Origin of the sequence: Streptomyces sp. CB01249 (assembly GCF_001905735.1) — a bacterium.
Classification (GTDB): Bacteria; Actinomycetota; Actinomycetes; order Streptomycetales; family Streptomycetaceae; genus Streptomyces.
On sequence record NZ_LISW01000002.1, the window covers coordinates 1438435 to 1461563 of the forward strand.

General features: G+C 71.0%; 25 protein-coding genes and 5 tRNA genes. 19 read left to right on the forward strand and 11 right to left on the reverse strand.

Annotated features, from left to right (window positions below):
• Positions 1-179: 179 nt before the first annotated feature.
• From AMK18_RS14925 to AMK18_RS14940, 4 genes are all read right to left on the reverse strand, one after another.
• A complete protein-coding gene (locus tag AMK18_RS14925) occupies positions 180-764 on the reverse strand; it encodes a GTP-binding protein (RefSeq protein ID WP_028444348.1) in 585 nt (194 codons plus the stop codon).
• A complete protein-coding gene (locus AMK18_RS14930) occupies positions 745-1152 on the reverse strand; it encodes a DUF742 domain-containing protein (protein WP_018521347.1) in 408 nt (135 codons plus the stop codon). The genes AMK18_RS14925 and AMK18_RS14930 overlap by 20 nt, the downstream gene beginning before the upstream one ends.
• A 127-nt stretch (positions 1153-1279) precedes the next feature.
• A complete protein-coding gene (locus tag AMK18_RS14935) occupies positions 1280-1693 on the reverse strand; it encodes a roadblock/LC7 domain-containing protein (RefSeq protein ID WP_006127850.1) in 414 nt (137 codons plus the stop codon).
• Positions 1694-1702: 9 nt separating this feature from the next.
• Entirely contained in the window at positions 1703-5506 is a 3804-nt protein-coding gene (locus tag AMK18_RS14940; RefSeq protein WP_073863130.1) for a sensor histidine kinase, read from the reverse strand.
• 584 nt (positions 5507-6090) lie between these two features.
• Between AMK18_RS14940 and AMK18_RS14945 the strand changes: the two genes are divergently transcribed.
• The 9 genes from AMK18_RS14945 (at position 6091) to AMK18_RS14985 (ending at position 10159) form a co-directional block, all read left to right on the forward strand.
• The gene (locus tag AMK18_RS14945) at positions 6091-6279 is read left to right on the forward strand and encodes a hypothetical protein (protein WP_018102434.1); all 189 of its coding nucleotides are present in this window, start codon (positions 6091-6093) and stop codon (positions 6277-6279) included.
• A 253-nt stretch (positions 6280-6532) separates the two neighbouring features.
• Entirely contained in the window at positions 6533-7309 is a 777-nt protein-coding gene (locus tag AMK18_RS14950; protein ID WP_073863131.1) for a fumarylacetoacetate hydrolase family protein, read from the forward strand.
• The gene (gene gltX / locus AMK18_RS14955; RefSeq protein ID WP_073863132.1) at positions 7302-8774 is read left to right on the forward strand and encodes a glutamate--tRNA ligase; all 1473 of its coding nucleotides are present in this window, start codon (positions 7302-7304) and stop codon (positions 8772-8774) included. The genes AMK18_RS14950 and gltX overlap by 8 nt, the downstream gene beginning before the upstream one ends.
• A gap of 91 nt (positions 8775-8865) precedes the next feature.
• Positions 8866-9585 (forward strand): HAD family hydrolase, encoded by a 720-nt coding sequence (locus tag AMK18_RS14960; protein ID WP_073863133.1) that lies wholly within the window; start codon positions 8866-8868, stop codon positions 9583-9585.
• Positions 9586-9670: 85 nt separating this feature from the next.
• Positions 9671-9742 (forward strand) — tRNA-Gln (locus tag AMK18_RS14965).
• A 27-nt stretch (positions 9743-9769) separates the two neighbouring features.
• Positions 9770-9842 (forward strand) — tRNA-Glu (locus AMK18_RS14970).
• Positions 9843-9902: 60 nt separating this feature from the next.
• A tRNA-Glu gene (locus tag AMK18_RS14975) sits at positions 9903-9975 on the forward strand.
• 12 nt (positions 9976-9987) lie between these two features.
• Positions 9988-10059 (forward strand) — tRNA-Gln (locus AMK18_RS14980).
• A 27-nt stretch (positions 10060-10086) separates the two neighbouring features.
• Positions 10087-10159, forward strand: a tRNA-Glu gene (locus AMK18_RS14985).
• Between the two features lie 75 nt (positions 10160-10234).
• Here the strand turns inward: AMK18_RS14985 and AMK18_RS14990 are convergent.
• Complete coding sequence (locus AMK18_RS14990) at positions 10235-10876, reverse strand: MerR family transcriptional regulator (RefSeq protein ID WP_018102430.1); 642 nt, start codon at positions 10874-10876, stop codon at positions 10235-10237.
• 102 nt (positions 10877-10978) lie between these two features.
• On the opposite strand from AMK18_RS14990, the gene AMK18_RS14995 reads away from it, so the two are divergent.
• Positions 10979-11470 carry a DUF4188 domain-containing protein gene (locus tag AMK18_RS14995; RefSeq protein ID WP_107422342.1) on the forward strand — a complete coding sequence of 164 codons (492 nt, stop codon included), beginning with the start codon at positions 10979-10981 and terminating at the stop codon, positions 11468-11470.
• Positions 11471-11546: 76 nt separating this feature from the next.
• On the opposite strand, the gene ndgR is transcribed toward AMK18_RS14995, so the two are convergent.
• Positions 11547-12263, reverse strand: coding sequence for an IclR family transcriptional regulator NdgR (gene ndgR, locus AMK18_RS15000; protein ID WP_003966003.1), 717 nt, complete (start codon positions 12261-12263; stop codon positions 11547-11549).
• 174 nt (positions 12264-12437) lie between these two features.
• On the opposite strand from ndgR, the gene leuC reads away from it, so the two are divergent.
• The 4 genes from leuC (at position 12438) to AMK18_RS15020 (ending at position 15604) form a co-directional block, all read left to right on the forward strand.
• A complete protein-coding gene (leuC, locus tag AMK18_RS15005) occupies positions 12438-13862 on the forward strand; it encodes a 3-isopropylmalate dehydratase large subunit (protein ID WP_018102427.1) in 1425 nt (474 codons plus the stop codon).
• A 5-nt stretch (positions 13863-13867) separates the two neighbouring features.
• Complete coding sequence (leuD, locus tag AMK18_RS15010) at positions 13868-14461, forward strand: 3-isopropylmalate dehydratase small subunit (protein ID WP_073863135.1); 594 nt, start codon at positions 13868-13870, stop codon at positions 14459-14461.
• Positions 14462-14565: 104 nt separating this feature from the next.
• A complete protein-coding gene (locus AMK18_RS15015) occupies positions 14566-14793 on the forward strand; it encodes a hypothetical protein (RefSeq protein WP_018102425.1) in 228 nt (75 codons plus the stop codon).
• A 142-nt stretch (positions 14794-14935) separates the two neighbouring features.
• Positions 14936-15604 carry an HU family DNA-binding protein gene (locus AMK18_RS15020; protein WP_018102424.1) on the forward strand — a complete coding sequence of 223 codons (669 nt, stop codon included), beginning with the start codon at positions 14936-14938 and terminating at the stop codon, positions 15602-15604.
• A gap of 93 nt (positions 15605-15697) precedes the next feature.
• Here the strand turns inward: AMK18_RS15020 and AMK18_RS15025 are convergent, their stop codons facing one another.
• Together AMK18_RS15025 and cofC are read right to left on the reverse strand one after the other, a co-directional pair.
• Complete coding sequence (locus AMK18_RS15025) at positions 15698-15901, reverse strand: hypothetical protein (protein WP_018102423.1); 204 nt, start codon at positions 15899-15901, stop codon at positions 15698-15700.
• A 9-nt stretch (positions 15902-15910) separates the two neighbouring features.
• Entirely contained in the window at positions 15911-16594 is a 684-nt protein-coding gene (cofC, locus tag AMK18_RS15030) for a 2-phospho-L-lactate guanylyltransferase (RefSeq protein WP_073863136.1), read from the reverse strand.
• 162 nt (positions 16595-16756) lie between these two features.
• Between cofC and AMK18_RS15035 the strand changes: the two genes are divergently transcribed.
• From AMK18_RS15035 to AMK18_RS15045, 3 genes are all read left to right on the forward strand, one after another.
• Positions 16757-17509 carry a lysophospholipid acyltransferase family protein gene (locus AMK18_RS15035; RefSeq protein WP_018102421.1) on the forward strand — a complete coding sequence of 251 codons (753 nt, stop codon included), beginning with the start codon at positions 16757-16759 and terminating at the stop codon, positions 17507-17509.
• Entirely contained in the window at positions 17506-18516 is a 1011-nt protein-coding gene (locus tag AMK18_RS15040) for an NAD(P)H-dependent glycerol-3-phosphate dehydrogenase (protein WP_018102420.1), read from the forward strand. Before AMK18_RS15035 ends, AMK18_RS15040 begins: the two co-directional genes overlap by 4 nt.
• Positions 18517-18595: 79 nt before the next feature.
• Positions 18596-19753, forward strand: a complete 1158-nt coding sequence (locus tag AMK18_RS15045; RefSeq protein ID WP_073863137.1) for a D-alanine--D-alanine ligase family protein — start codon at positions 18596-18598, stop codon at positions 19751-19753.
• 46 nt (positions 19754-19799) lie between these two features.
• On the opposite strand, the gene AMK18_RS15050 is transcribed toward AMK18_RS15045, so the two are convergent.
• Together AMK18_RS15050 and AMK18_RS15055 are read right to left on the reverse strand one after the other, a co-directional pair.
• Entirely contained in the window at positions 19800-20285 is a 486-nt protein-coding gene (locus AMK18_RS15050; RefSeq protein ID WP_241836562.1) for a DUF3515 domain-containing protein, read from the reverse strand.
• Between the two features lie 20 nt (positions 20286-20305).
• On the reverse strand, positions 20306-20539 hold the full coding sequence (locus tag AMK18_RS15055; RefSeq protein ID WP_018102417.1) for an Lrp/AsnC ligand binding domain-containing protein: 234 nt from the start codon (positions 20537-20539) through the stop codon (positions 20306-20308).
• Between the two features lie 240 nt (positions 20540-20779).
• Here AMK18_RS15055 and AMK18_RS15060 point away from each other — a divergent pair, with 240 nt between their 5' ends.
• Together AMK18_RS15060 and thiD are read left to right on the forward strand one after the other, a co-directional pair.
• Positions 20780-21748, forward strand: coding sequence for a thiamine-phosphate kinase (locus tag AMK18_RS15060; RefSeq protein WP_018102416.1), 969 nt, complete (start codon positions 20780-20782; stop codon positions 21746-21748).
• A 49-nt stretch (positions 21749-21797) separates the two neighbouring features.
• Positions 21798-22607, forward strand: a complete 810-nt coding sequence (gene thiD / locus AMK18_RS15065; protein WP_073863138.1) for a bifunctional hydroxymethylpyrimidine kinase/phosphomethylpyrimidine kinase — start codon at positions 21798-21800, stop codon at positions 22605-22607.
• 98 nt (positions 22608-22705) lie between these two features.
• Here thiD and rpmB read toward each other — a convergent pair whose 3' ends face one another.
• Complete coding sequence (gene rpmB / locus AMK18_RS15070; protein ID WP_026171429.1) at positions 22706-22891, reverse strand: 50S ribosomal protein L28; 186 nt, start codon at positions 22889-22891, stop codon at positions 22706-22708.
• Positions 22892-23129: the final 238 nt, after the last annotated feature.

Below are 23129 nucleotides of genomic sequence, written 5' to 3' on the forward strand. Positions count from 1 at the left end.
GAGCCCCGCCAAAAGGCGAGGCTCATGTGAGCGCAGCGACACCGCTCGTGCGCATCCGGTGTCGGACGCGGGGTAATTCTCTTTCGAAACGTTATGAATACGGGGGCGGATCGTGTCAAAGGACACAGCCCGCCCCCGTGTGACTACGGTAACTGCCGTATGCCACTTCCTACTTGTGGCTACTTCAGCCTGGCCATCAGAGCGTGCTCGACCAGCGTGATCAGGCCGCTCTTCGCGTCCGCGCGGTGCCGCGCGTCCGTGGTGATGATCGGCGTGTCGGGCCCGATCTGAAGCGCCTCGCGCACCTCGTCCGGCGTGTACGGCTGGTGGCCGTCGAAGCCGTTGAGGGCGATGACGAACGGCAGCCCGCTGTTCTCGAAGTAGTCGACGGCCGGGAAGCAGTCGGCGAGACGGCGGGTGTCGACCAGGACGACGGCGCCGATCGCGCCGCGTACCAGGTCGTCCCACATGAACCAGAAGCGGTCCTGGCCCGGCGTACCGAAGAGGTACAGGATCAGGTCCTGGTCCAGGGTGATGCGGCCGAAGTCCATCGCCACCGTGGTGGTGGTCTTCCCGCCGGTGTGCGTGAGGTCGTCGATGCCCGCCGAGGCGGACGTCATCACGGCTTCGGTGCGCAGCGGATTGATCTCCGAGACAGCACCGACGAACGTGGTCTTGCCCACGCCGAACCCACCGGCCACGACGATCTTCGCCGAGGTGGTGGCCCGGGTCGCCGCACCGCCGTTAGAGCTTGCGAAGTCCACTGAGCACCCTTTCGAGCAGTGTCACATCCGGCGCGCCGCCGGCCTCTCCATTGCCCGGCTGGTGGATGGCCACCATGCCGGCTTCCGCCAGGTCCGCGACGAGAATCCGCGCCACGCCGAGGGGCATCGACAGCAGGGCCGAGACCTCGGCCACCGACTTGACCTCGCGGCACAGATGGCAGATCCGCTGATGCTCGGGAAGCAGGGTCCCCAGATGCGCGGGATCGGCCGTGGTGCTGACCAGTGCTTCTATCGCTAGCTGATAGCGCGGCCGGGTGCGTCCACCGGTCATGGCGTACGGACGGACCAGGGGCTGGTCGCCCTCACCTTCGTACGACGCGTGACTGGACGCGCCGTACGGATCGGGTGAGGCGGGTGGCGGGGTCATGAATCCTCCGGGCGTGACAGCAGGGTGTCGGCTTGCCGTCTGAAGGGGCCGGTGGGGGGCTGTAAGCGGCCGGACGGTCGAGGGTTGGTTTTCTGGTTGATCGTCTGTGTCACTGGTTCACGGCCGCCTAGTGGAGCAGGCTGCCCTGCAGCTCCGCGCGGAGGTCCGGGGTCAGGACGGTGCCTGCCCGGTCCACCAGCAGAGCCATCTCGTAGCCGACCAGACCGATGTCGGCGTCCGGGTGGGCCAGCACGGCCAGCGAGGAGCCGTCCGAGATGGACATGAGGAACAGGAAACCCCGCTCCATCTCCACCACGGTCTGGCTGACGGCGCCGCCCTCGAAGATCCGGGAGGCGCCGGCCGTCAGGGAGGTCAGCCCGGACGCGACGGCCGCCAGCTGGTCGGCGCGGTCGCGCGGGAAACCTTCGGACATCGCCAGCAGCAGCCCGTCCGCCGAAACCACCACCGTGTGCGACACCCCTGGGGTGTTGTCCACGAAGTTGGTGATCAGCCAGTTCAGATTCTGTGCGGCCTGACTCATCGGGCTCAACTAACGCTCCTGCTGGTGAGTGGGGCCGAGGGGGAAACTGCCCGTCTGACCGGTGCCCGCCTGGCGTCCCTGCTGGATGCCGCGGCGGAGGTTGGTCAGACGCCCGCGCACGTCATCGGGCGCTCGCGAGACCTGCGGACCGGACTGGTTGTTCTGCTGCTGGGCGGTACCGGGCACCAGGTTGGCGCGCGGGACCCGGCGCGGCAGACCGGAGGTGGTGATCCCACCCGCCGCGGGCTTCTTGACCCGCTCGGCCTGCCGGACGATCTCATCGTTCGGCGACGCCCGCCAGGCGCTCTGCGCACCGCTGTCGCCGAGGGTCCGCTGCGGCGCGGGAGCCACGGGCTCCTGGGCCGGCTGCTGCGGGAAGTCCTGCGCCGGTGCGGCCGGAGGCTGCTGCGGGGCACCCGGCTGCGGACCGCGGAACCAGTTGGTCTCCAGCGTGTCGTACAGCGGGGTGCGGCCGTCGCCGGGCCCGGCCGGCGGCAGCGCCTCGGGCTGCTGCGGCTGCTGGGGCAGGACCGGGCGGTAGGGGGCCTCGGGTGCCTGGCCGCCCATGGGCGGACGCGGCGCGCCGAAGTCCTGGCTGTTGTCGCGCTGCCGGGGGGCCGGCTGCTGCGGTCCGCCGAAGTCCGGGCGGGCGAACTGCGAGGTGCTCGTCACGTCCGGGTTCTGCGGGCCGTTGCCGTACGCGCCGTTGTGCTGGGGGCCGTTCGGCTGCGGTACGCCGCGCTGCGGCAGACCGGGCAGCGGTCCGTTGTGCTGCGGCATGTTGTGCTGCGGCGCCTGGGGGCCGTTGCCCTGCGGCAGGTTGTGCTGCGGCAGACCGGGCTGCCGGCCGTTCGGCGCGGGCGCCGAGAAGTCGGGCCGGGCGAACTCCGCCGTGGAGCCGGGCCCCTGACGGTCGTCGGCCGGGAGGCGCGGCGCCTGCGGGAAGCGGCCCGTGGTCTCCGGGTCCTCGTGACCGCGGGGCGAGTCGAGCGGGGAGCGCCGGGGCGCGGCCGGCTCGTCGGTGCCCCAGCTCGTCGTCTGCGGGCGCTGCGGGCCGGGGTAGCCGCCACCGGGCATGCCCTGGCCGGTGTTCGGGCCCGCGTTCGGGGCCGGGGAGCCACCGGGCAGCTCGGCGCGCGGACCGCCGACCGGCGGCAGCTGGCGCTCGCCCCGCCCCGGACCGCGCGGCGGCTCGAAGGCGCCCTGCCCGTCCTGACCGCCCTGGCCGGGCTGGTCGAACCGGGCCTGCTGCGGCTGCGGGGCCTGCGGGGCACCGGGGCCGTTCTGCTCGGGGCGCCGCTGGTCGAAGAGGCTGGGCCGGTTCGTGTCCGCACCGCCGTCGCCCTGACCGCGGGCGCCGAGCCGGGCACCGCCGAACGCACCGGACAGGCCGCCGCCCTGACGGGGGCCGTCCTGGGCCGGGCGGCCCTGCGGGTTCTGGAACGCCGAGTCCTGCGCGCCGGGTCCGCCCTGCGGGTTCTGCGGGCGGTTGCCGTCGCGGGCGGGCAGCGCGGCCCGGGGACCGGCGCCGGCGCCGACCTGGCCGCGCTGGGGAGCGGGGCCCGCGGCGGGGCGTCCCGCCTGGGCGTCGTTGCCGCCGGAGAGCAGGCCGCCGGGGGACTGCTGACCGGGCCCCTGCTTCGGGGCGGGCTGCCGTCCGCCGTGCGCGACGTCCACCGGGAGCATGACCAGGGCGGTGGTGCCGCCGGAGTCCGAGGGGCGCAGCTGGATGCGGATGCCGTGACGCAGGGAGAGCCGGCCGACCACGAACAGGCCCATGCGGCGGGAGACCGAGACGTCCACGGTGGGCGGCGAGGCGAGCCGCTCGTTGATCGCGGCCAGGTCCTCCGGGGAGAGCCCGATGCCGGTGTCGTGGATCTCGACCAGCACCCGGCCGTCGGGCAGGGCGTGACCGGTGACCCGGACCTTCGTCTGCGGCGAGGAGAACGACGTGGCGTTCTCCAGCAGCTCGGCGAGCAGGTGCACGAGGTCGTTGACGACCCGGCCCGCGACCTCGGTGGCGGGCACCGCGGCCAGTTCGATGCGCTCGTACTGCTCCACCTCGGACGCGGCGGCGCGGAGCACGTCGACCAGCGGCACGGGGCGGGTCCACCGGCGGCCCGGCTCCTCACCGGCGAGGACGAGAAGGTTCTCGCCGTTCCGGCGCATACGGGTCGCGAGGTGGTCGAGCTTGAAGAGCGAGGACAGCTGGTCCGGGTCGGCCTCGCGCGACTCCAGCTCGGAGATGAGCGAGAGCTGGCGCTGGATGAGGCCCTGCGAACGGCGCGAGAGGTTGGTGAACATCGCGTTGACGTTGCCCCGGAGAAGGGCCTGCTCGGCGGCGAGACGGACCGCCTCGCGGTGCACGTCGTCGAAGGCCGCGGCCACCTTGCCGATCTCGTCACGGGAGTGCACACCGACGGACTCGACCGAGGTGTCGACGTCCTGCGGGTCGGACTCGGAGAGCTGCTTGACGAGCTCGGGCAGACGGTCCTGGGCGACGCGGGTCGCGGTGTCCTGGAGCCGGCGCAGCGAGCGGATCATGGACCGGGCCACGACGAAGGCGCCGACCAGCGAGACGCCGAGGACGAGCAGGATCAGCGCACCGGAGATGATCGCCTCGCGCTGGGACTCCTCGCGCAGCTCGCGCGCCTTGCCCTCCATGTCGCTGAGGAGGGTCTCCTCGATGCGCTTCATGGCGTTGATCTTGATGGTGTCCTGGTCGTACCAGTTCATGTACGAGCGGCGGGCCTTGGAGCCGCCCATGGCGAGCGGGTTCTCCAGCATCTTCTGCGCGTACGTGTCCGCGGCCTTGATGTCCGGGTTGCCCTCGTCCAGCGACGCGGTCAGCTCGGAGGCGTTGTTGCCGGTGGAGGTGTAGATCGCCTCGAACGACGTGCGGGCCGCCTGCTCCTTGCTCCGGGCGGCCAGACCGAACTGCTGGTCGTTGCGGTCGAGGGAGGGCCTCTTGTCGTCGCTGGTGGGCAGCGCGGCGGCGATGATCGCGCGCTGGATCGAGGCGTACTCCTTGGCGGAGGAGAACGCCGCCAGCGCACGGGTCCGCTTGATCATCTCGGGGCTGCTGGTCGCCTGGGCCATGTCCTGGGACAGGCTCAGCAGCGAGGTGATCAGCTGGCTGTAGGCGTCGACCGTCTGGAGGGCCGGACTGCCCTTCTCGTACGCGTGCTTGCGGGTGTCGCGGATGGAGCTGAGCCGCGTGGCGATCTGCTGGATGCTGGTGTGGATGCTCTCCAGCGTGTCGTCACCGGTGGTGTCGCCGATCTCGCTGGTGCTCGCGAGGAACGCCAGCTGCGCCTTGTCGGTCTTCTGCCGGGGCGTGGTGATCTTGAAGTCGGTTTCCGGCACGTCGTTCGACAGCGGGCCGGCCGTCTGGTCGCGCTCCTCCTGGAGCGCCTGCGCCAGCGAGGTCGCCTGCTTCGTCATCTCGGTCAGCAGCTGCATGTGCTCCAGCTGCTGGATGTCGTTCAGGGAGTCGTTGATGCGCAGACCACCCAGCGTGGTCGCGGCGACCACGGGGAGGGCGAGCAGGGACACCAGGCGCGTGCTGATGCGCCAGTTGCGGAGAGCTACCCGCGAGCCCGTGTTGACAGGGCCCCGGGGCTTGGGCGCGGCGGCCTGTTCGGGCTCGCCTCCGGCCGGAGCGGCGCCGGGGCGGCGGTCGCGGTCACCTTGGTCACCGGCCGCGGCCGATCCGGGGTTCTGGGCGTGCTGGGGCGAGGAACCGCGGTCGGTCCCGCCGCGCGGCTCCTGTTCCGCCGCAGCGCTGCCATCCCTCTTGAAACGTCCCTGCACTAGCGTCGCAACCTCTGGACCAGGCGTTCCTCCGTCGTGAACGGAGAAAACGGTGTCGGCGTGGTGGGGCGTTGTCCCGCCCCATTTGGTGGTCGTGAGTGACCGGCGCTCTTCCCCTTCCCGCCGCCACTCGGCGCTGCGTTGCGCCCCTGCGCGCCGGCTTGAAACCCGCGGCGGTGCGTGGAATTTCAGCACAGTGCTGGATCTCCAACAAGGGCCAGGTACCGGGCTGTGACCTGCGTGACACCGTGTGATGGGTGTGTAACAAGCGGTGGAGGCGGTTCGCGGACAATCCGGACCATTGGGGGTGAGTCCGAACGGGCCGAGGGGTGTCCCAGTCGCCATGATCAGGAGCGGAATGGTTGGTTCAGGGGTGACATGTCCGTTTCCAGGGCCCGGATCGCGTGTCCGTATTGACGTGATTGTCGCGGTGCTCGTGAGCAAACTCACACGAAGATCGCCGTCTTTTCCGGGCCATCGGGGGGAATTGAATGTTTAGCCTGACGCTTTACTGGGATGGCAGAACCGACAACCGGCGCCCCCTCTCGTACGGGCGGCGCCCCGACGACAGGGCCGTACGGCAGATGAACACGACTCCGCTCCGCAACCTCGCCAACCCCCGCCGCACCACGCTGGCGCACCTCAAGGACGCCGAGGCGCTGCAGACGGCGGAACTCCCGGAGCACGCGGTCCAGCTGCCGACGCAGACCGCCAACCCCCGCCGCACGATCCTGATGACGGCCCCCGCCGCCGTCACCGCCGCCGCGGAGTAATCCCGCGCGGGTGCGCCCCTCATGCGCGTCAGCGCTTCGCCCGGCAGGGATCGCCCGAGAAGGAGCGCCGTCCGGTGCGTGCGATCGCAAGGCGGCCGGAAGCCCTTGTAGCGGAGCTACCAGGGCTTTTGGCCAACGCGGCGAGCGCGCGTGCCGGGCGGTGCGACGGGGCGATCCCTGCCGGGCGAAGCGCTAGCCTGAAGCGTCAGTCTTTTTCAGGCACCCAGCAAGCAGTGAGGGGCGACAGCAACCCGTGCGCATCGCCAGGTTCTCCATCGACGGCAATGTCGCCTTCGGCGCGGTCGAGGGCGACGGGCCCGACGGTCTCGTCCTCGACATCATCAAGGGCATCCCGTACTCCGAGTTCGAGCTCTCCGGGACCAAGGTCCCGTTGAACAAGGTGCGGCTGCTGCCGCCCGTGCTCCCCAACAAGGTCGTGGCCATCGGCCGCAACTACGCGGAGCACGCCGCCGAACTCGGCAACGAGGTCCCCGACGTCCCCGTCGCCTTCTTCAAGCCCACCACCTCGGTGATCGGCTCCGGCGACGCCATCGAGTACCCCTCCTTCTCCGACGAGGTCCACCACGAGGCCGAGCTGGCCGTGGTCATCGGCCGGATGTGCCGCGAAGTGCCGCGCGAGCGGGTCAAGGACGTCATCTTCGGCTACACCTGCGCCAACGACGTCACCGCCCGCGACGCCCAGAAGCGGGAGAAGCAGTGGGCCCGGGCCAAGGGCTTCGACACCTCCTGCCCGCTCGGCCCCTGGGTGGAGACCGACCTCGACCCCCGCGACCTCGCCATCCAGGCCACGGTCAACGGCGAGCAACGCCAGCTCGGCCGGACGAGCGACATGATCCGGTCCATCGAGGACCTGGTCGTCCACATCACCGAAGCCATGACGCTGCTTCCGGGCGATGTGATCCTCACCGGCACCCCCGCGGGGGTCGGACCCCTCCATGTCGGCGACGAGGTCGCCGTCACCATCGAAGGCATCGGCACTCTCACCAACAAGGTGATCAAGCGTGGCTAACGCACCTGTACGTGTACGTTTCTGTCCCTCCCCGACCGGCAACCCGCACGTCGGCCTGGTCCGGACGGCCCTCTTCAACTGGGCGTTCGCCCGGCACCACCAGGGCACCCTGGTCTTCCGCATCGAGGACACCGACGCGGCGCGCGACTCCGAGGAGTCGTACGAGCAGCTCCTCGAAGCGATGCGCTGGCTCGGCCTGGACTGGGACGAGGGCCCCGAGGTGGGCGGCCCGCACGCCCCGTACCGCCAGTCGCAGCGGATGGACCTCTACAAGGACGTCGCCGAGAAGCTCCTCGCCGGCGGCTACGCGTACCCCTGCTACTGCACCACGGAGGAGCTGGACACCCGCCGCGACGCCGCACGCGCCGCCGGCCGCCCGTCCGGCTACGACGGCCACTGCCGCGAGCTGACCGACGAGCAGAAGGCCGCGTACGAGGCCGAGGGGCGCGCGTCGATCGTCCGCTTCCGGATGCCCGACGAGGGGATCACCTTCACGGACCTGGTCCGCGGCGACATCACCGTCCAGCCGGAGAACGTCCCGGACTACGGCATCGTCCGCGCCAACGGGGCCCCGCTCTACACGCTGGTCAACCCGGTGGACGACGCCCTGATGGAGATCACCCACGTCCTGCGCGGCGAGGACCTGCTCTCCTCCACCCCGCGCCAGATCGCCCTGTACCGGGCGCTCATCGAGCTGGGCATCGCCAAGGACACCCCCGCCTTCGGGCACCTGCCGTACGTGATGGGCGAGGGCAACAAGAAGCTCTCCAAGCGCGACCCGCAGTCTTCGCTCAACCTGTACCGCGAGCGCGGCTTCGTCCGCGAGGGGCTGCTCAACTACCTCTCGCTGCTGGGCTGGTCGATCGCCGAGGACCGCGACATCTTCGACATCGACGAGATGGTCGCCGCCTTCGACATCAAGGACGTCAACGCCAACCCGGCCCGCTTCGACCTCAAGAAGTGCGAGCACGTCAACGCGGAGCACATCCGCCGCCTCGACGTGAAGACCTTCACCGAGGCGTGCGGCCCGTGGCTCCAGGCGCCGTTCGCCCCCTGGGCCCCGGAGTCCTTCGACGCGGCGGTCTTCGCCGAGATCGCCCCGCACGCCCAGACCCGGGTCACGGTGCTCTCCGAGATCACCGCCAACGTGGACTTCCTGTTCCTGGACGAGCCGGTGCACGACGAGGCGTCCTGGACCAAGGCGATGAAGGAGGGGTCCGACGCCCTCCTCGTCACCGCCCGCGCCGAGCTCATCGCCGCCGACTGGAACGCGGAGGCCCTGAAGGCCGCCGTCCTCGCCGCCGGCGAGCAGCACGGCCTCAAGCTCGGCAAGGCCCAGGCCCCGGTCCGGGTGGCCGTCACCGGCCGCACGATCGGCCTCCCGCTCTTCGAGTCCCTGGAGATCCTGGGCCGCGAGAAGACGATCGCCCGCATCGACGCGGCCCTGGCCAAGCTGACCGCGTAACACCGCGTCGACGCACGGGACGGGCCCGGCAGCCGCACACCGCGGCCGCCGGGCCCGTCCCGCTGTGCGGGGCCGCGCGTAGAGTCGGGGCATGCCCATCAGAGCCGTCCTCTGGGACATCGACGACACGTTGTTCGACCACACGACGGCCTCCGCCACCGGGATGGCCCGGCACATCGCGGCGGAGGGGCTGCCTCCGGGGCATGCCTCGCCCGAGGAGGCCGTCGAGGCGTGGCAGCGGCTCACGCGGCGGCACTGGGCGCGGTTCTCCGCCGGGGAGACCGACTGGCAGGGTCAGCGGCGGGACCGGGCCAGGGAGTTCCTGGGGCGGGCGCTGGACGACGGCGAGGCCGATGCCTGGTTCGCCCGCCACATCGCGCACTACGAATCCGCCTGGGCGCTCTTCCCGGACACCGTCCCGGCGCTCGACGCCCTGGCGGGGACGTACCGGCACGCCGTGCTGTCCAACTCGGCCCAGGAGCCGCAGCACCAGAAGCTGACGGTGCTCGGGGTGCGCGACCGGTTCGAGTCCCTGCTGTGCGCCGCGGAGCTGGGCGTCTCCAAGCCGGACCCCGGGGCCTTCCGCGCCTCCTGCGAGGCGCTGGGGCTCGATGCGCACGAGGTGCTGTACGTCGGGGACGAACCCGACATCGACGCCGCCGGGGCCACCGCCGCCGGCCTCACCGGCGTCTGGCTGGACCGGCGCGGCCGGGGAGGGCGGCCCGAGCTCGCCCGGATCACGGGGCTGGACCAGTTGCCCGGGCTGCTGGCGGGCGATACCCGTTTTGGAGCGCCGGACACCTTCGGGTAATGTTCTTCCTGCGCCGCCCGAGCGGGCCGAAAGATCCGGCCGGGAAGCGCAGACAGAAACAAAGCCCCCAGGGGTTGCGTTTCAGTGGGCTATGGTGTAATTGGCAACACTACGGTTTCTGGTACCGTCATTCTAGGTTCGAGTCCTGGTAGCCCAGCGCAGTACAGAGCAAGTTGCAGGACAAGCCCCCGTTGTGTAGCGGCCTAGCACGCTGCCCTCTCACGGCAGTAGCGCCGGTTCGAATCCGGTCGGGGGTACAGATCCTTCCCGCGAGATCACCTGGGTCGCACCCACGGTCTCGATGCAGGATCGCTAGGGCCCCCGTTGTGTAGCGGCCTAGCACGCTGCCCTCTCACGGCAGTAGCGCCGGTTCGAATCCGGTCGGGGGTACTTGCAACACCATGGGCTATGGTGTAATTGGCAACACTACGGTTTCTGGTACCGTCATTCTAGGTTCGAGTCCTGGTAGCCCAGCGCAGTACAGAGCAAGTCGCAGGACAAGCCCCCGTTGTGTAGCGGCCTAGCACGCTGCCCTCTCACGGCAGTAGCGCCGGTTCGAATCCGGTCGGGGGTACAACAGGCAACAGGCGAAGGCCCTTCACTCCGGTGAGGGGCCTTTCGCTTGTACGCGGCACGGGGCCGCCCCCGCTCAATACCCGTACCGCCGGGCCGACTCCTCCTCCTGGGCCAGCCTGCGCAGCGACGTCAGCAACGGCTCGTACAGCACCGCCGAGGCCACCGCCATCTCCACCTGCTGCGCACGCGTCGGGTAGCTCTCCATCAGGTCCAGATCCCGCACGGCCACCTCGTGCATCAGCCGCGCGTGCTCCTCCAGATGCGCGCTCTCGTACGGATAGCCGAGGCGGGCGAGTGTGGCCAGGCCCGCGACGAGCGAGCGGTAGACGGGGGACAGCTCGCCGATCTCCCGGGCACCGGCCCAGCCCAACCGGTCGAGCAGCGCGTCGACTTCCGCCCGCGCCGCCGCCGTCTCCGGGGCCTCCTCGTCCGGCTCGGGCCCGTGCGGCAGCGCCCAGAGGGCCGCGCCGAGCCGGATCGTACGGCCCAGCGACTCGTCGTCCACGTGAGACAGCACCTCACGGGCCGTGGCCACGGGCAGTCGGCCCACCTGGATCAGCGCCCGGATCAGACGCAGTCGGCGCAGATGGCTCTCGTCGTACTCGGCCTGCGTCGCGCTCACCCGCTCTCCCGGCGGCAACAGGCCTTCGCGCAGGTAGTACTTGATCGTCGCGGTCGCGATGCCGCTCTGCTCGCTCAACTCCGAGAGACGCATGCCGTCCTTCCCTTGCGTCCACCCTTGGGCAGTGCCACTATCCAACCATTGGACAGTGCCGCTATCCAACGCCTGTCAGGGGGCCCAGTGTTCGCGAACATCATGCCGGGACGGACGACCGCCGCAGCCGAGGGCGATGTCGTCGTCCTGCTGATCGGCATGCGGATCAACCACTTCAGGGGCGTGCACCACTGGCTGCCGGTCATGCTGGCGATGCTGCGCATGCTGCGGGAGCTCAAGGCGGACCGGTCCAGGGGGCTGCTCGGCCACGTCCTGCTGTCCGGCTCACCGAGGACGTACTACGTCGTCCAGTACTGGCAGTCGAAGGAGAAGCTGTACGCGTACGCCTCGGCGCCCGACATGTTCCACCGGCGGGCGTGGGCGCTGCTCAACCGCAAGGAGAAGAAGTCCCGGCAGCACGTGGGGCTGTGGCACGAGACCTACATCGTGCCCGAGGGGGGCTACGAGTCCATCTACGCCGACATGCCGGCGTACGGACTGGCCGCGGCGACCGGGTCGCTGCCGATCGAGGGGCGGGGCCGCCGGGCGGCGGACCGGCTCGCGCACCGGTCGGGCGCTTCCGGCGCCGAGTGAAGCGATGAGGGGCTGAGAAGGGGGCCGCCACGACACTGGGGCGGCCTCGGGGGAGAGGGAGGGGCGCGGCCGGGGCTCAGCCGGTGCGGCGCAGCGCCTCGCTCAGCCGGGCGGCCGAGTCGATGACCGCCTGGGCGTGCATCCGGCCCGGGTGGCGGGTCAGCCGCTCGATCGGTCCGGAGACCGAGACGGCGGCGACCACGCGGTTCGACGGGCCGCGCACCGGGGCGGAGACCGAGGCCACGCCCGGCTCGCGCTCACCGATCGACTGGGCCCAGCCGCGCCGCCGTACGCCGGAGAGCGCCGTCGCCGTGAAGCGGGCGCCCTGGAGGCCGCGGTGCAGTCGCTCCGGCTCCTCCCAGGCCATCAGGATCTGCGCGGAGGAGCCCGCCTTCATGGTCAGCGTGGAGCCGACCGGCACGGTGTCCCGCAGTCCGGACAGCCGCTCCGCCGCCGCCACGCAGATGCGCATGTCGCCCTGGCGCCGGTAGAGCTGGGCGCTCTCGCCGGTGATGTCGCGCAGATGCGTGAGTACCGGCCCGGCCGTGGCCAGCAGGCGGTCCTCACCGGCCGCCGCCGCCAGCTCGGAGAGCCGGGGGCCGAGAATGAACCGGCCCTGCATGTCCCTCGCCACCATCCGGTGGTGTTCCAGTGCCACGGCCAGCCGGTGAGCCGTGGGTCGTGCGAGCCCGGTCGCCGCGACCAGCCCGGCGAGGGTGGCCGGCCCGGACTCCAGGGCGCTCAATACCAGAGCCGCCTTGTCGAGAACGCCGACGCCGCTAGAGTTGTCCATACGACGATACTCGCGTCTCACTCTGTGAAACGCAAGTTCAATTTTCCCGGGAAGTTGCGAACCTGTACCAGCGGCCCCACAACGGCCCGTAGCCACCGCCCCGTACGGGGGTCCGGACGGGGGCGCACCGAATCTCTAGTTGGGCCGGCGATGACGCCGGCCGGAGGGAAAGCGATGGGTAGGACACTCGCGGAGAAGGTTTGGGACGACCATGTCGTCCGGCGCGCCGAGGGCGAGCCCGACCTCCTCTTCATCGATCTGCACCTGCTGCACGAGGTGACCAGTCCCCAGGCGTTCGACGGCCTGCGGCAGGCCGGACGCCCGGTGCGGCGCCTCGACCTCACCATCGCCACCGAGGACCACAACACCCCGACCCTCGACATCGACAAGCCGATCGCCGACCCGGTCTCCCGCGCCCAGCTGGAGACGCTGCGGAAGAACTGCGCGGAGTTCGGCGTCCGGCTGCACCCGCTGGGCGACGTCGAGCAGGGCGTCGTGCACGTGGTCGGCCCGCAGCTGGGCCTGACCCAGCCCGGCACCACCGTCGTCTGCGGCGACTCCCACACGTCCACGCACGGCGCGTTCGGCGCCCTCGCGTTCGGCATCGGCACCAGCCAGGTCGAGCACGTGCTGGCCACCCAGACGCTGCCCATGGCCCGTCCGAAGACCATGGCGATCACCGTCGACGGCGAACTGCCCGACGGCGTCACCGCCAAGGACCTGATCCTGGCGATCATCGCCCGGATCGGTACCGGCGGCGGCCAGGGCTACATCCTCGAATACCGCGGCTCCGCCATCGAGAAGCTCTCGATGGAGGCCCGGATGACCATCTGCAACATGTCGATCGAGGCCGGCGCGCGGGCGGGCATGATCGCCCCCGACCAGACCACCTTCGACTACCTGCGGGGCCGCGACCACGCCCCGCAGGGCGAGGACTGGGACGCCGCCGTCGCGTACTGGAAGACGCTGCGCACCGACGACGACGCGGTCTTCGACGCCGAGGTGGTCATCGAGGCCGCCGAGCTGGCGCCGTTCGTCACCTGGGGCACCAACCCGGGCCAGGGCGCGCCCCTGTCGGCCAGCGTCCCCGACCCGGCTTCGTACGAGGACGCCTCGGAGCGCAACGCCGCCGAAAAGGCCCTGGAGTACATGGGGTTGACCGCGGGCCAGCCGCTGCGCGAGATCAGCGTCGACACCGTCTTCGTAGGCTCCTGCACCAACGGCCGCATCGAGGACCTGCGCAACGCCGCCGCGATCCTGGACGGCCGCAAAGTCGCCGACGGCGTACGGATGCTGGTCGTCCCGGGCTCCGTCCGGGTCGCCCTCCAGGCGGTCGACGAGGGCCTGGACAAGGTCTTCACCGCCGCCGGCGCCGAATGGCGGCACGCGGGCTGCTCGATGTGCCTCGGCATGAACCCCGACCAGCTGGCCCCCGGCGAGCGCTCCGCCTCCACCTCGAACCGCAACTTCGAGGGGCGGCAGGGCAAGGGCGGCCGTACGCACCTGGTCTCCCCGCAGGTCGCCGCCGCCACCGCGGTGCTGGGCCATCTGGCCTCGCCCGCCGACCTGTCCGACGACCGCACGCCCGCCGGAGTCTGAGAATCATGGAAGCTTTCACCACGCACACCGGCCGGGCCGTTCCGCTGCGCCGCAGCAACGTCGACACCGACCAGATCATCCCCGCCCACTGGCTCAAGAAGGTCACCCGGGACGGCTTCGAGGACGGCCTCTTCGAGGCGTGGCGCAAGGACGAGACCTTCGTCCTCAACCGCCCCGAGCGCCAGGGCGCGTCGGTCCTGGTGGCCGGCCCCGACTTCGGCACCGGCTCCTCCCGTGAGCACGCCGTCTGGGCCCTGCAGAACTTCGGCTTCAAGGCCGTCATCTCCTCCCGGTTCGCCGACATCTTCCGCGGCAACTCGCTGAAGAACGGTCTGCTGACCGTGGTCCTGGACCAGCAGACCGTCGACGCCCTCTGGGAGCTGACGGAGGCGGACCCGACGGCCGAGGTGACGGTCGACCTGGAGGCCCGGCAGGTCCGCGCCGAGGGCATCACCGCCGACTTCGAGCTGGACGAGAACGCCCGCTGGCGGCTGCTGAACGGCCTGGACGACATCAGCCTCACCCTTCAGAACGAAGCCGACATCGCGGCTTACGAGGCGGCTCGCCCGGCCTACAAGCCCCGCACAATTCCGGCCTGATCAGCGCGTTTTCAGGACTGCGCCCCCTGCCTTCTGGTAGGGGGCGCAGTCGTTTGTTGGGACCCCGCCGGGCGACAACTCGCCCCAGATGGCACAATCGGTGCATGGAACGCGACAGCCAACTCAAGATTTACGGCCAAGTCGCCGACCAATTGAAGGAAGCGCACTCCCGGGTGCGCGCACTGCAAGTCCCGGACGGCGTAAGGATGGCGTTGAACCGGAAGCTGTTGGTCGTCACGGCCACGGCGAAGCACGATCTCCCGGGCGCGGCAAGGCGTCTGGACCGGTTGATGAAGGACCTCGACGAGGGCCGATTCCCCGAAGGTGACTGACTCCGCAGAACTGCGCAGCGGTCGACTTCGTTGCGGCACTAGGGTGATTAGCCCGTTTCGTGTTTGATTTGCGGTATATATCTGCCTAACGTGCGAAAAAGCCGGACAGATTCGTTCCGGCAATGTCTCCGAAGGGGAAGACGTGAACAAGGCGCAGCTCGTAGAAGCGATTGCCGACAAGGTCGGCGGCCGGCAGCAGGCCGCGGACGCCGTCGACGCGGTGCTCGACGCGATCGTCCGTGCGGTTGTCGCGGGGGACCGGGTCTCGGTCACCGGCTTCGGCTCGTTCGAGAAGGTCGACCGCCCCGCCCGCTACGCCCGCAACCCCCAGACGGGTGAGCGCGTGCGGGTCAAGAAGACCTCGGTGCCCCGCTTCCGCGCGGGCCAGGGCTTCAAGGACCTGGTCAGCGGCTCCAAGAAGCTCCCCAAGAACGACGTGGCTGTGAAGAAGGCCCCCAAGGGCAGCCTCTCGGGCGGTTCTTCCACCCGTACGACGGCCAAGGCCGCCGCCAAGAAGGCCACCGCGAAGAAGGCCGTGGCGAAGAAGGCCACCGCCAAGAAGGCCACCCCGGCGAAGAAGACCACCGCCGCGGCCAAGAAGACCACCGCGACCGCGAAGAAGACCTCGCCGGCGAAGAAGACGACGGCGGCCGCGAAGAAGGCCACCCCGGCGGCGAAGTCGACGGCGGCCAAGAAGACCACCGCCGCCAAGACCGCGCCCGCCAAGAAGACCACGGCGAAGAAGGCGCCCGCGAAGAAGACCACCGCGCGCAAGACCACGGCCAAGAAGGCCACCGCGCGCAAGAAGTGAGACCGGGCCGCACAGGCCCCCACACGCGCCGGGCCGGGCTCCCCTCGGGGAGCCCGGCCCGCGGGCTGTCCGGGGAACGCGCCCCGGAACGGCTCAGAACGTCTGCAGCGTCACCAGGCTGATCCGCAGCCCGGCCCCCTCGCCCTCGCCCTCGATCCGCACCCGCTGCCCCGGCCGCAGCAGCCGCAGGCCGCCCGCGTCGAAGGCCGCCGCGTCGAAGTCCACCGGGGTGCCGTCGTCGAGCAGCACACTGCCGCTCCGCGTCTCGGGGTCGTACGTGTACGAGGTCGCCTGCATGGGTGCAGACTATCGGTCCCGCGCGACCGCCCCGGCGGCCCAGCGGCCCGCCGTGAACGGGCCGACGCCCAGCTCCAGCGCCACCCGCAGGTCCTCGCCGGTGTCCACGTCCCGGCGCACCGAATCGATCCCCGGCAGCGTGATTTCCACCGCGCCCGACGCCAGATGGCGCACCCGGGACGGGCCGCCGAATGCGGGCCGCAATTCCACGCCCGGAGCAGCCGACAGAAATGTGGTCCCGATTCCCGCCGCATCGGGAACAAATGCGCGGGGAAAAGCGGCAGAGAATTCGAGGACCCGGGACAATTCCGCCGGCCGCAGCGCGGGCAGATCCGCGTTGAGCGCGGCCACCGGCCGCCCCGGCCTGCCCGACCTGGCCGCCCGCTCACCGTGCGCGAGGGCCGCGTTGAGCCCGGCCCCCGGCGCGTCGGGCACGACCAGGGCGCCGAGCGCGGCCAGCGCCGCCCCCGCCGCCGTGTCGTCCGTGACGACCACCACATCCGCCACGTCCGGGCAGGACAGCGCGGCGGCCACCGTGTCCCGGGCGAAGGCGAGGGCCAGCCGGGGCCGCAACAGCGCGCCGGAGGCGGGCGCCAGCCTGCTCTTGGCCCGCGCCAGGGGCTTCAACGGGACGACCAGGGACCAGCGCCCGGCCGGGTCGGTGTTCGTGGCGGTCCCTCCCTCGATACGCATCGCCGCCTATTCTCGCCTGCCGGTGCGCCGACCCGGAGGGTCGCTCCCCGGGGCGAGGCGTACGGTGTTCTCGACAGAGCAGGGGCCTGGGGCGAGACTTGACCCTCGGTAGTCAGACAGCAGACAGCTCCACGGTCTTGTTCACAGAGGAAAGGTGTCCGAGTGTCCCGCCGCAGAATCGGCTTCTGGTACCGCCTGGCGGCGGTCATCGCGAAACCGCCGCTGGTGGTTCTGTTCAAGCGCGACTGGCGGGGAACGGAACACATTCCGGCCGACGGCGGATTCATCACAGCGGTCAACCACAACTCGTACCTGGACCCGCTCTCGTACGGGCACTTCCAGTACAACACCGGCCGCGTGCCGCGCTTTCTGGCCAAGGCGGGGCTCTTCAAGGGTGCCTTCATCGGCACGATGCTGCGCGGCACCGGCCAGATCCCCGTCTACCGCGAGACCACCAACGCGATGGACGCCTTCCGGGCCGCCGTCGGCGCCATCGAGCGCGGCGAGTGCGTCTGCTTCTACCCCGAGGGCACCCTCACCCGCGACCCCGACATGTGGCCGATGGCCGGCAAGACCGGCGCCGCCCGCGTCGCGTTGATGACCCGGGCCCCCGTCATCCCGGTCGCGCAGTGGGGCGCCAACGAGGCGATGCCGCCGTACGCCACCGAGAAGAAGATCCGCCTCCTGCCCCGCAAGACCCTCCGGGTCAAGGCCGGGCCGCCCGTCGACCTCTCCCGGTTCTACGACCAGGAGCCGACGCCCGAGGTGCTGCGCGAGGCCACCGAGGTGATCATGCGCGCGGTCACCGCGCAGCTGGAGGAGATCCGCGGGCAGCAGGCGCCCGCCGAGCCCTACGACCACCGCAAGGCCCGCGCCGAACAGCGGCGCAAGGCCCAAGGAGAGGGACTCACGTGACGCACCGCCCGAAGGCCGCCGTCTTCGGAACCGGCTCCTGGGGTACCGCCTTCGCCGTCGTCCTCGCGGACGCGGGCTGCGAAGTGACGCTCTGGGGCCGCCGGGCCGAGGTCGCGGAGGCCGTCAACACCACCCGTACCAACCCCGAGTACCTGCCGGGCATCGAGCTGCCCGCCTCGGTCCGGGCCACCACGGACGCGGCCGAGGCGCTGCGCGGCGCCGACTACGCGGTGCTCGTCGTGCCCTCCCAGACGCTGCGCGCCAACCTCGCCGACTGGGCCCCGCACCTGGAACCGCAGACGGTGCTCGTCTCCCTCATGAAGGGCGTCGAACTCGGCACCGCCAAGCGGATGAGCGAGGTCATCGAGGACGTCACGGGCGTCTCCCCGGACCGCATCGCCGTCGTCACCGGGCCCAACCTCGCCAAGGAGATCGCCGAACGCCGCCCCGCCGCGGCCGTCGTCGCCTGCCGGGACGAGTCCGTCGCCCAGCGCCTCCAGGCCGCCTGCCACACCCCGTACTTCCGCCCGTACACCAGCACCGACGTGGTCGGCTGCGAACTCGGCGGCGCCGTCAAGAACGTCATCGGCCTCGCCGTCGGCATCGCGGACGGCATGGGGCTCGGCGACAACACCAAGGGCTCGCTCATCACCCGGGGCCTCGCCGAGACGATCCGGCTGGGCGCGGCCATGGGCGCCGACCCGCTGACCTTCTCCGGACTCGCCGGTCTCGGCGACCTGGTGGCGACCTGCTCCTCGCCGCTCTCGCGCAACCACACCTTCGGCACCAACCTCGGCCGCGGCATGACGCTCCAGGAGACCATCGCCGCCACCAAGCAGACCGCCGAGGGCGTCAAGTCCTGCGAATCGGTGCTCGACCTGGCCCGCAGGCACGGTGTCGAGATGCCGCTGACCGAGACCATCGTCAGCATCGTGCACGAGGGCAAGCCGCCGAAGGTCGCGGTCAAGGAGCTCATGTCGCGCAGCGCCAAGGCCGAACGGCACTGACGCCACCCGGGGCCCACGCGCCCCGGGCGGCCCGTGCCGCGCTGACTCGGCCGGTACCAGCAGGTACGCTCATCGCGATATGAGCAGCGAGAACCTCCCCCAGAGCCCGGAGCAGCAGCTCCGCAAGCCGCGCGTGGCCGTCGTGTTCGGCGGCCGCAGCTCCGAACACGGCATTTCGGTGGTCACGGCCGGCGCCGTCCTGAACGCCATCGACCGGACCAAGTACGACGTCCTGCCGATCGGCATCACGACGGACGGCCGCTGGGCGCTCACCGCCGACGAACCCGAACGCATGGCCATCGCCAACCGGACCATGCCGGACGTGGCGCAGCTGGCCGAGTCCGAGGAGGGCGGGGTCGTGCTCTCCGTCGACCCCGGCAGCCGCGAAGTGGTCTACACCGAGCCCGGCGCGGTGCCCAAGGCGCTCGGCGAGGTCGACGTCGTCTTCCCCGTCCTGCACGGCCCGTACGGCGAGGACGGCACCCTCCAGGGACTCCTGGAGCTGTCCGGTGTGCCCTACGTGGGCGCCGGGGTGCTCGCCTCGGCCGTCGGCCAGGACAAGGAGTACATGAAGCGGGTCTTCACCTCCTTCGGCCTCGCCGTCGGCCCGTACCTGGTGGTCCGCCCCCGCGAGTGGGAGGGCGACCCCACCGCCGTCCGCAAGCGCATCACCGGCTTCGCCGACGAGCACGGCTGGCCGCTCTTCATCAAGCCCGCCCGGGCCGGCTCGTCCATCGGCATCACCAAGGTCGAGGACGCCTCCGGTCTCGACGCGGCCATCGAGGAGGCCCGCCGCCACGACCCGAAGTTCCTGGTCGAGTCGCTGCTGAGGGGCCGCGAGATCGAGTGCGGCGTCCTGGAGTTCGAGGACGGGCCGCGCGCCAGCGTCCCGGCCGAGATCCCGCCGGTCACCGCGCACGACTTCTACGACTTCGAGGCCAAGTACATCGACTCCGCCTCCGGGATCGTGCCGGCGCCGCTCACCGAGGAGCAGACCGCCGAGGTCCAGCGGCTCGCCGTCGAGGCCTTCGACGCCTGCTCCTGCGAGGGCCTGGTGCGCGCCGACTTCTTCCTCACCGAGGACGGCGGCTTCGTCATCAACGAGATCAACACCCTGCCGGGCTTCACCCCGATCTCCATGTACCCGCGCATGTGGCAGGAGAGCGGCGTCAGCTACCAGCAGCTGGTGGACCGGCTCATCCAGGCCGCGCTGAACCGGCCGACCGGCCTGCGCTGACCACGCGGACACGGCGAAGGGTGTGCGCCCGCGAGGGGCGCACACCCTAGAACCGGTTCGGGATCGTCTTCTTCACCGCCGGGGCGAACGCCGCGAGCGGCGTCGTGTCATGCGCGTACGCCTCCGAGAGCGACACCTCGACGTACGTCTTGCGCAGGGTCGTCGTCAGCCGGGGGCCGTCGCCGTCCCGCTGCTCCAGCATCCAGTTGACCCCGCTCGCGGTGATGCCCTTCGACTGGTCGTCGTCCATCTTGGCGGGGCGCTCGACACCGCAGCGCAGTACGATCGCCCCGTCCCCCCACCCGGCGGTCAGCACCGAGGCGGGTTCGGGGTCGTTCCGCTCCAGACCGGCGACGGTGTCCGGCAGTTCCCCGTCCAGCGCGCGGCAGTAGGCTGCGGCTTCCGGGGACGGCGAGGGCACCGTGACCGACGCCTTCGCCTCGCCCCCGGAACAGCCCGCCACCAGCAGCACCAGGGCGGCGGACGGACCGAGGAACACGGGGTGGAGGAGCCGGCGGCTGGAGGACGTCACCGGCCCAGCGTAGACGGGGGCTACAGGTGAACGACCGGGCAGGTCAGGGTTCGGGTGATGCCGTCCACTTGCTGGACCCGCGCCACCACCATGCGCCCGAGCTCGTCCACCGTGTCGGCCTGGGCACGCACGATCACGTCGTAGGGACCGGTGACGTCTTCTGCCTGGATGACTCCCGGGAGCTTGGAGATGGTCTCGGCGACGATCGACGCCTTGCCCACCTCGGTCTGAATGAGGATGTACGCCTGTACCACGGAACCTCCAGGGCGGCCACGAGGATCATGTGGGGGAAAGGGACGCCACGTTATCGCGTCGCCGCGCGGAGCGGGGAGACCCGCGGGCCGGATGACGTCCTCAGCGTGGCGTACAGAACGCGCAAGTTGACGTAACTCTTGACAGTACCGACAGCAGAGACGGCACGCGACCGCGAGTGGGGCGGCGCGCACGGGGGACAGGCCGGAGCGTCCGGCCCGACAGATGAGAGGTGACACTCGGTGAAGGCAACCGTGGGCGAGTTGGGGGAGTTCGGGCTCATCAAGGAGCTCACGTCCCGGCTCACCACCACTCCGGCGGTCCGGCTCGGCCCGGGCGACGACGCCGCGGTCGTGACCGCCCCCGACCGCAGGGTCGTGGCCAGCACGGACATCCTGCTGGAGGGACGGCACTTCCGGCGCGACTGGTCGACGGCGTACGACGTGGGCCGCAAGGCCGCCGCGCAGAACCTCGCCGACATCGCCGCCATGGGCGCCGTGCCCACCGCGCTCCTGCTCGGCCTCGTCGTCCCGGCCGAACTCCCGGTCACCTGGGCCGCCGAGCTGATGGACGGACTGCGCGACGAGTGCCAGGTCGCGGGGGCGGCCGTGGTCGGCGGGGACGTCGTGCGCGGCGACCTCATCACCGTCTCGATCACCGCGCTCGGCGACCTGCGCAACCACGAACCCGTCACCCGGGCCGGCGCCCAGCCCGGGGACGTCGTCGCCGTCACCGGCTGGCTCGGCTGGTCCGCCGCCGGATACGCCGTGCTCTCCCGGGGCTTCCGCTCGCCGCGCGCCTTCGTGGAGGCCCACCGCCGACCCGAACCGCCGTACCACGCGGGCCCCGCCGCCGCCGGGCTCGGTGCCACCGCCATGACCGACGTCAGCGACGGGCTCGTCGCCGACCTCGGGCACATCGCCGAGGCCAGCAAGGTCCGCATCGACCTGCGGTCCGGGCTCATCGACGTGCCGTCCCAGATGTCGGACATCGGACAGGCCGTCGGCGTCGACCCCATGCAGTGGGTGCTGACCGGTGGCGAGGACCACGCCATCGTCGCCACCTTCCCGCCCGACGTGAAGCTCCCGGCCCGCTGGAAGGTGATCGGCGAGGTACTCAACCCCTCGGCGCTGCCCCAGGTGACCGTCGACGGAGCGCCCTGGACCAGCAAGAACGGCTGGGACCACTTCGGCGACATCGAGGATTCCTGAGGCCTGTCCGGCGGATCGGGGCCGGACACGCCTTAGTAGATTGCGGCCTATGCCGATAACCACCTCCGTACCGCCCCGCGTGCTCACCGTCGCCGGATCCGACTCCGGCGGCGGTGCGGGCATCCAGGCCGACCTCAAGACGATGCTCGCCCTGGGCACGCACGGGATGAGCGTGCTCACCGCCGTCACCGCGCAGAACTCCCTCGGCGTCCAGGGCGCCTGGGAGCTGCCCCCCGAGGCGGTCCGCGCCCAGTACCGCAGCGTCGTGGACGACATCGGCGTCGACGCCGTCAAGACCGGAATGCTGGCGTCCGCCCCGCTCGTGGAGACCGTCGCGGAACTCCTCGCCGACACCGCGGCGCCCGTCGTCGTGGACCCCGTCGGCGTCTCCAAGCACGGCGACCCGCTCCTCGCCGCCGACGCCCTGGAATCCGTCCGTACGAAGCTGCTCCCCGTCGCGACCGTGGCGACGCCCAACCTGGACGAGGTGGCGCAGCTCACGGGCATCGCCGTCACCGACGAGGCCGGGATGCGCCAGGCCGCCGGCGCGCTGCTCGCCTTCGGGCCCCGCTGGGTCGTGGTCAAGGGCGGCCACCTGCCCGGCGAGCCCGTCGACCTGCTCACCGACGGCAGCGAGGAGCACTGGCTGCGCGCCCCCCGCCACGACAACCGGCACACCCACGGCACCGGCTGCACCCTGGCCTCCGCCATCGCGAGCCACCTGGCACGGGGCGCCGGGGTGCCGGAGGCGGTCCGGGCCGCGAAGGCCTATGTCACCGGGGCGATCGAGGCGGGCTTCCCGCTGGGCGCGGGCATCGGCCCGGTCCGCCACGGCTGGCGGCTGCGCGACGCGGGCTGACCGGGAGGCGCGGACCCGTACGGGCACAGCAAAAAGCCGGTCCACCGAGGTGGACCGGCTTTTCGGGCAACCGGTAGGGCTGCGCTACGACGGGAACGTCAGCGCGCGACCTTGCCGGCCTTGATGCACGAGGTGCAGACGTTGAGCCGCTTCGGCGTCCGACCGACCACGGCACGCACGCGCTGGATGTTGGGGTTCCAGCGACGGGACGTACGGCGGTGCGAGTGCGAAATGTTGTTGCCGAAGCTCGGCCCCTTGCCGCAAACGTCGCAGTTGGCAGCCACGGGTCACTCCAAAGACTTCAGATGCACTTACAGTGAATTCCGGTACGCCGGATTCAAGGACTGAAGTGGCGGTACCGGGGGAATGTCCCGACTTTCGTCGGGCAACCGAAGCAGCATACAACGCCTGCTCCGGAGATACGAAACTACCATGTCTTCCGCCCCCGCCCTCCCGGCCCCCGGACCGCCCGCACCCTCCGACCGGGGCTAACCTGCGGTGCAGCCAGCCGCCCCACCCCGT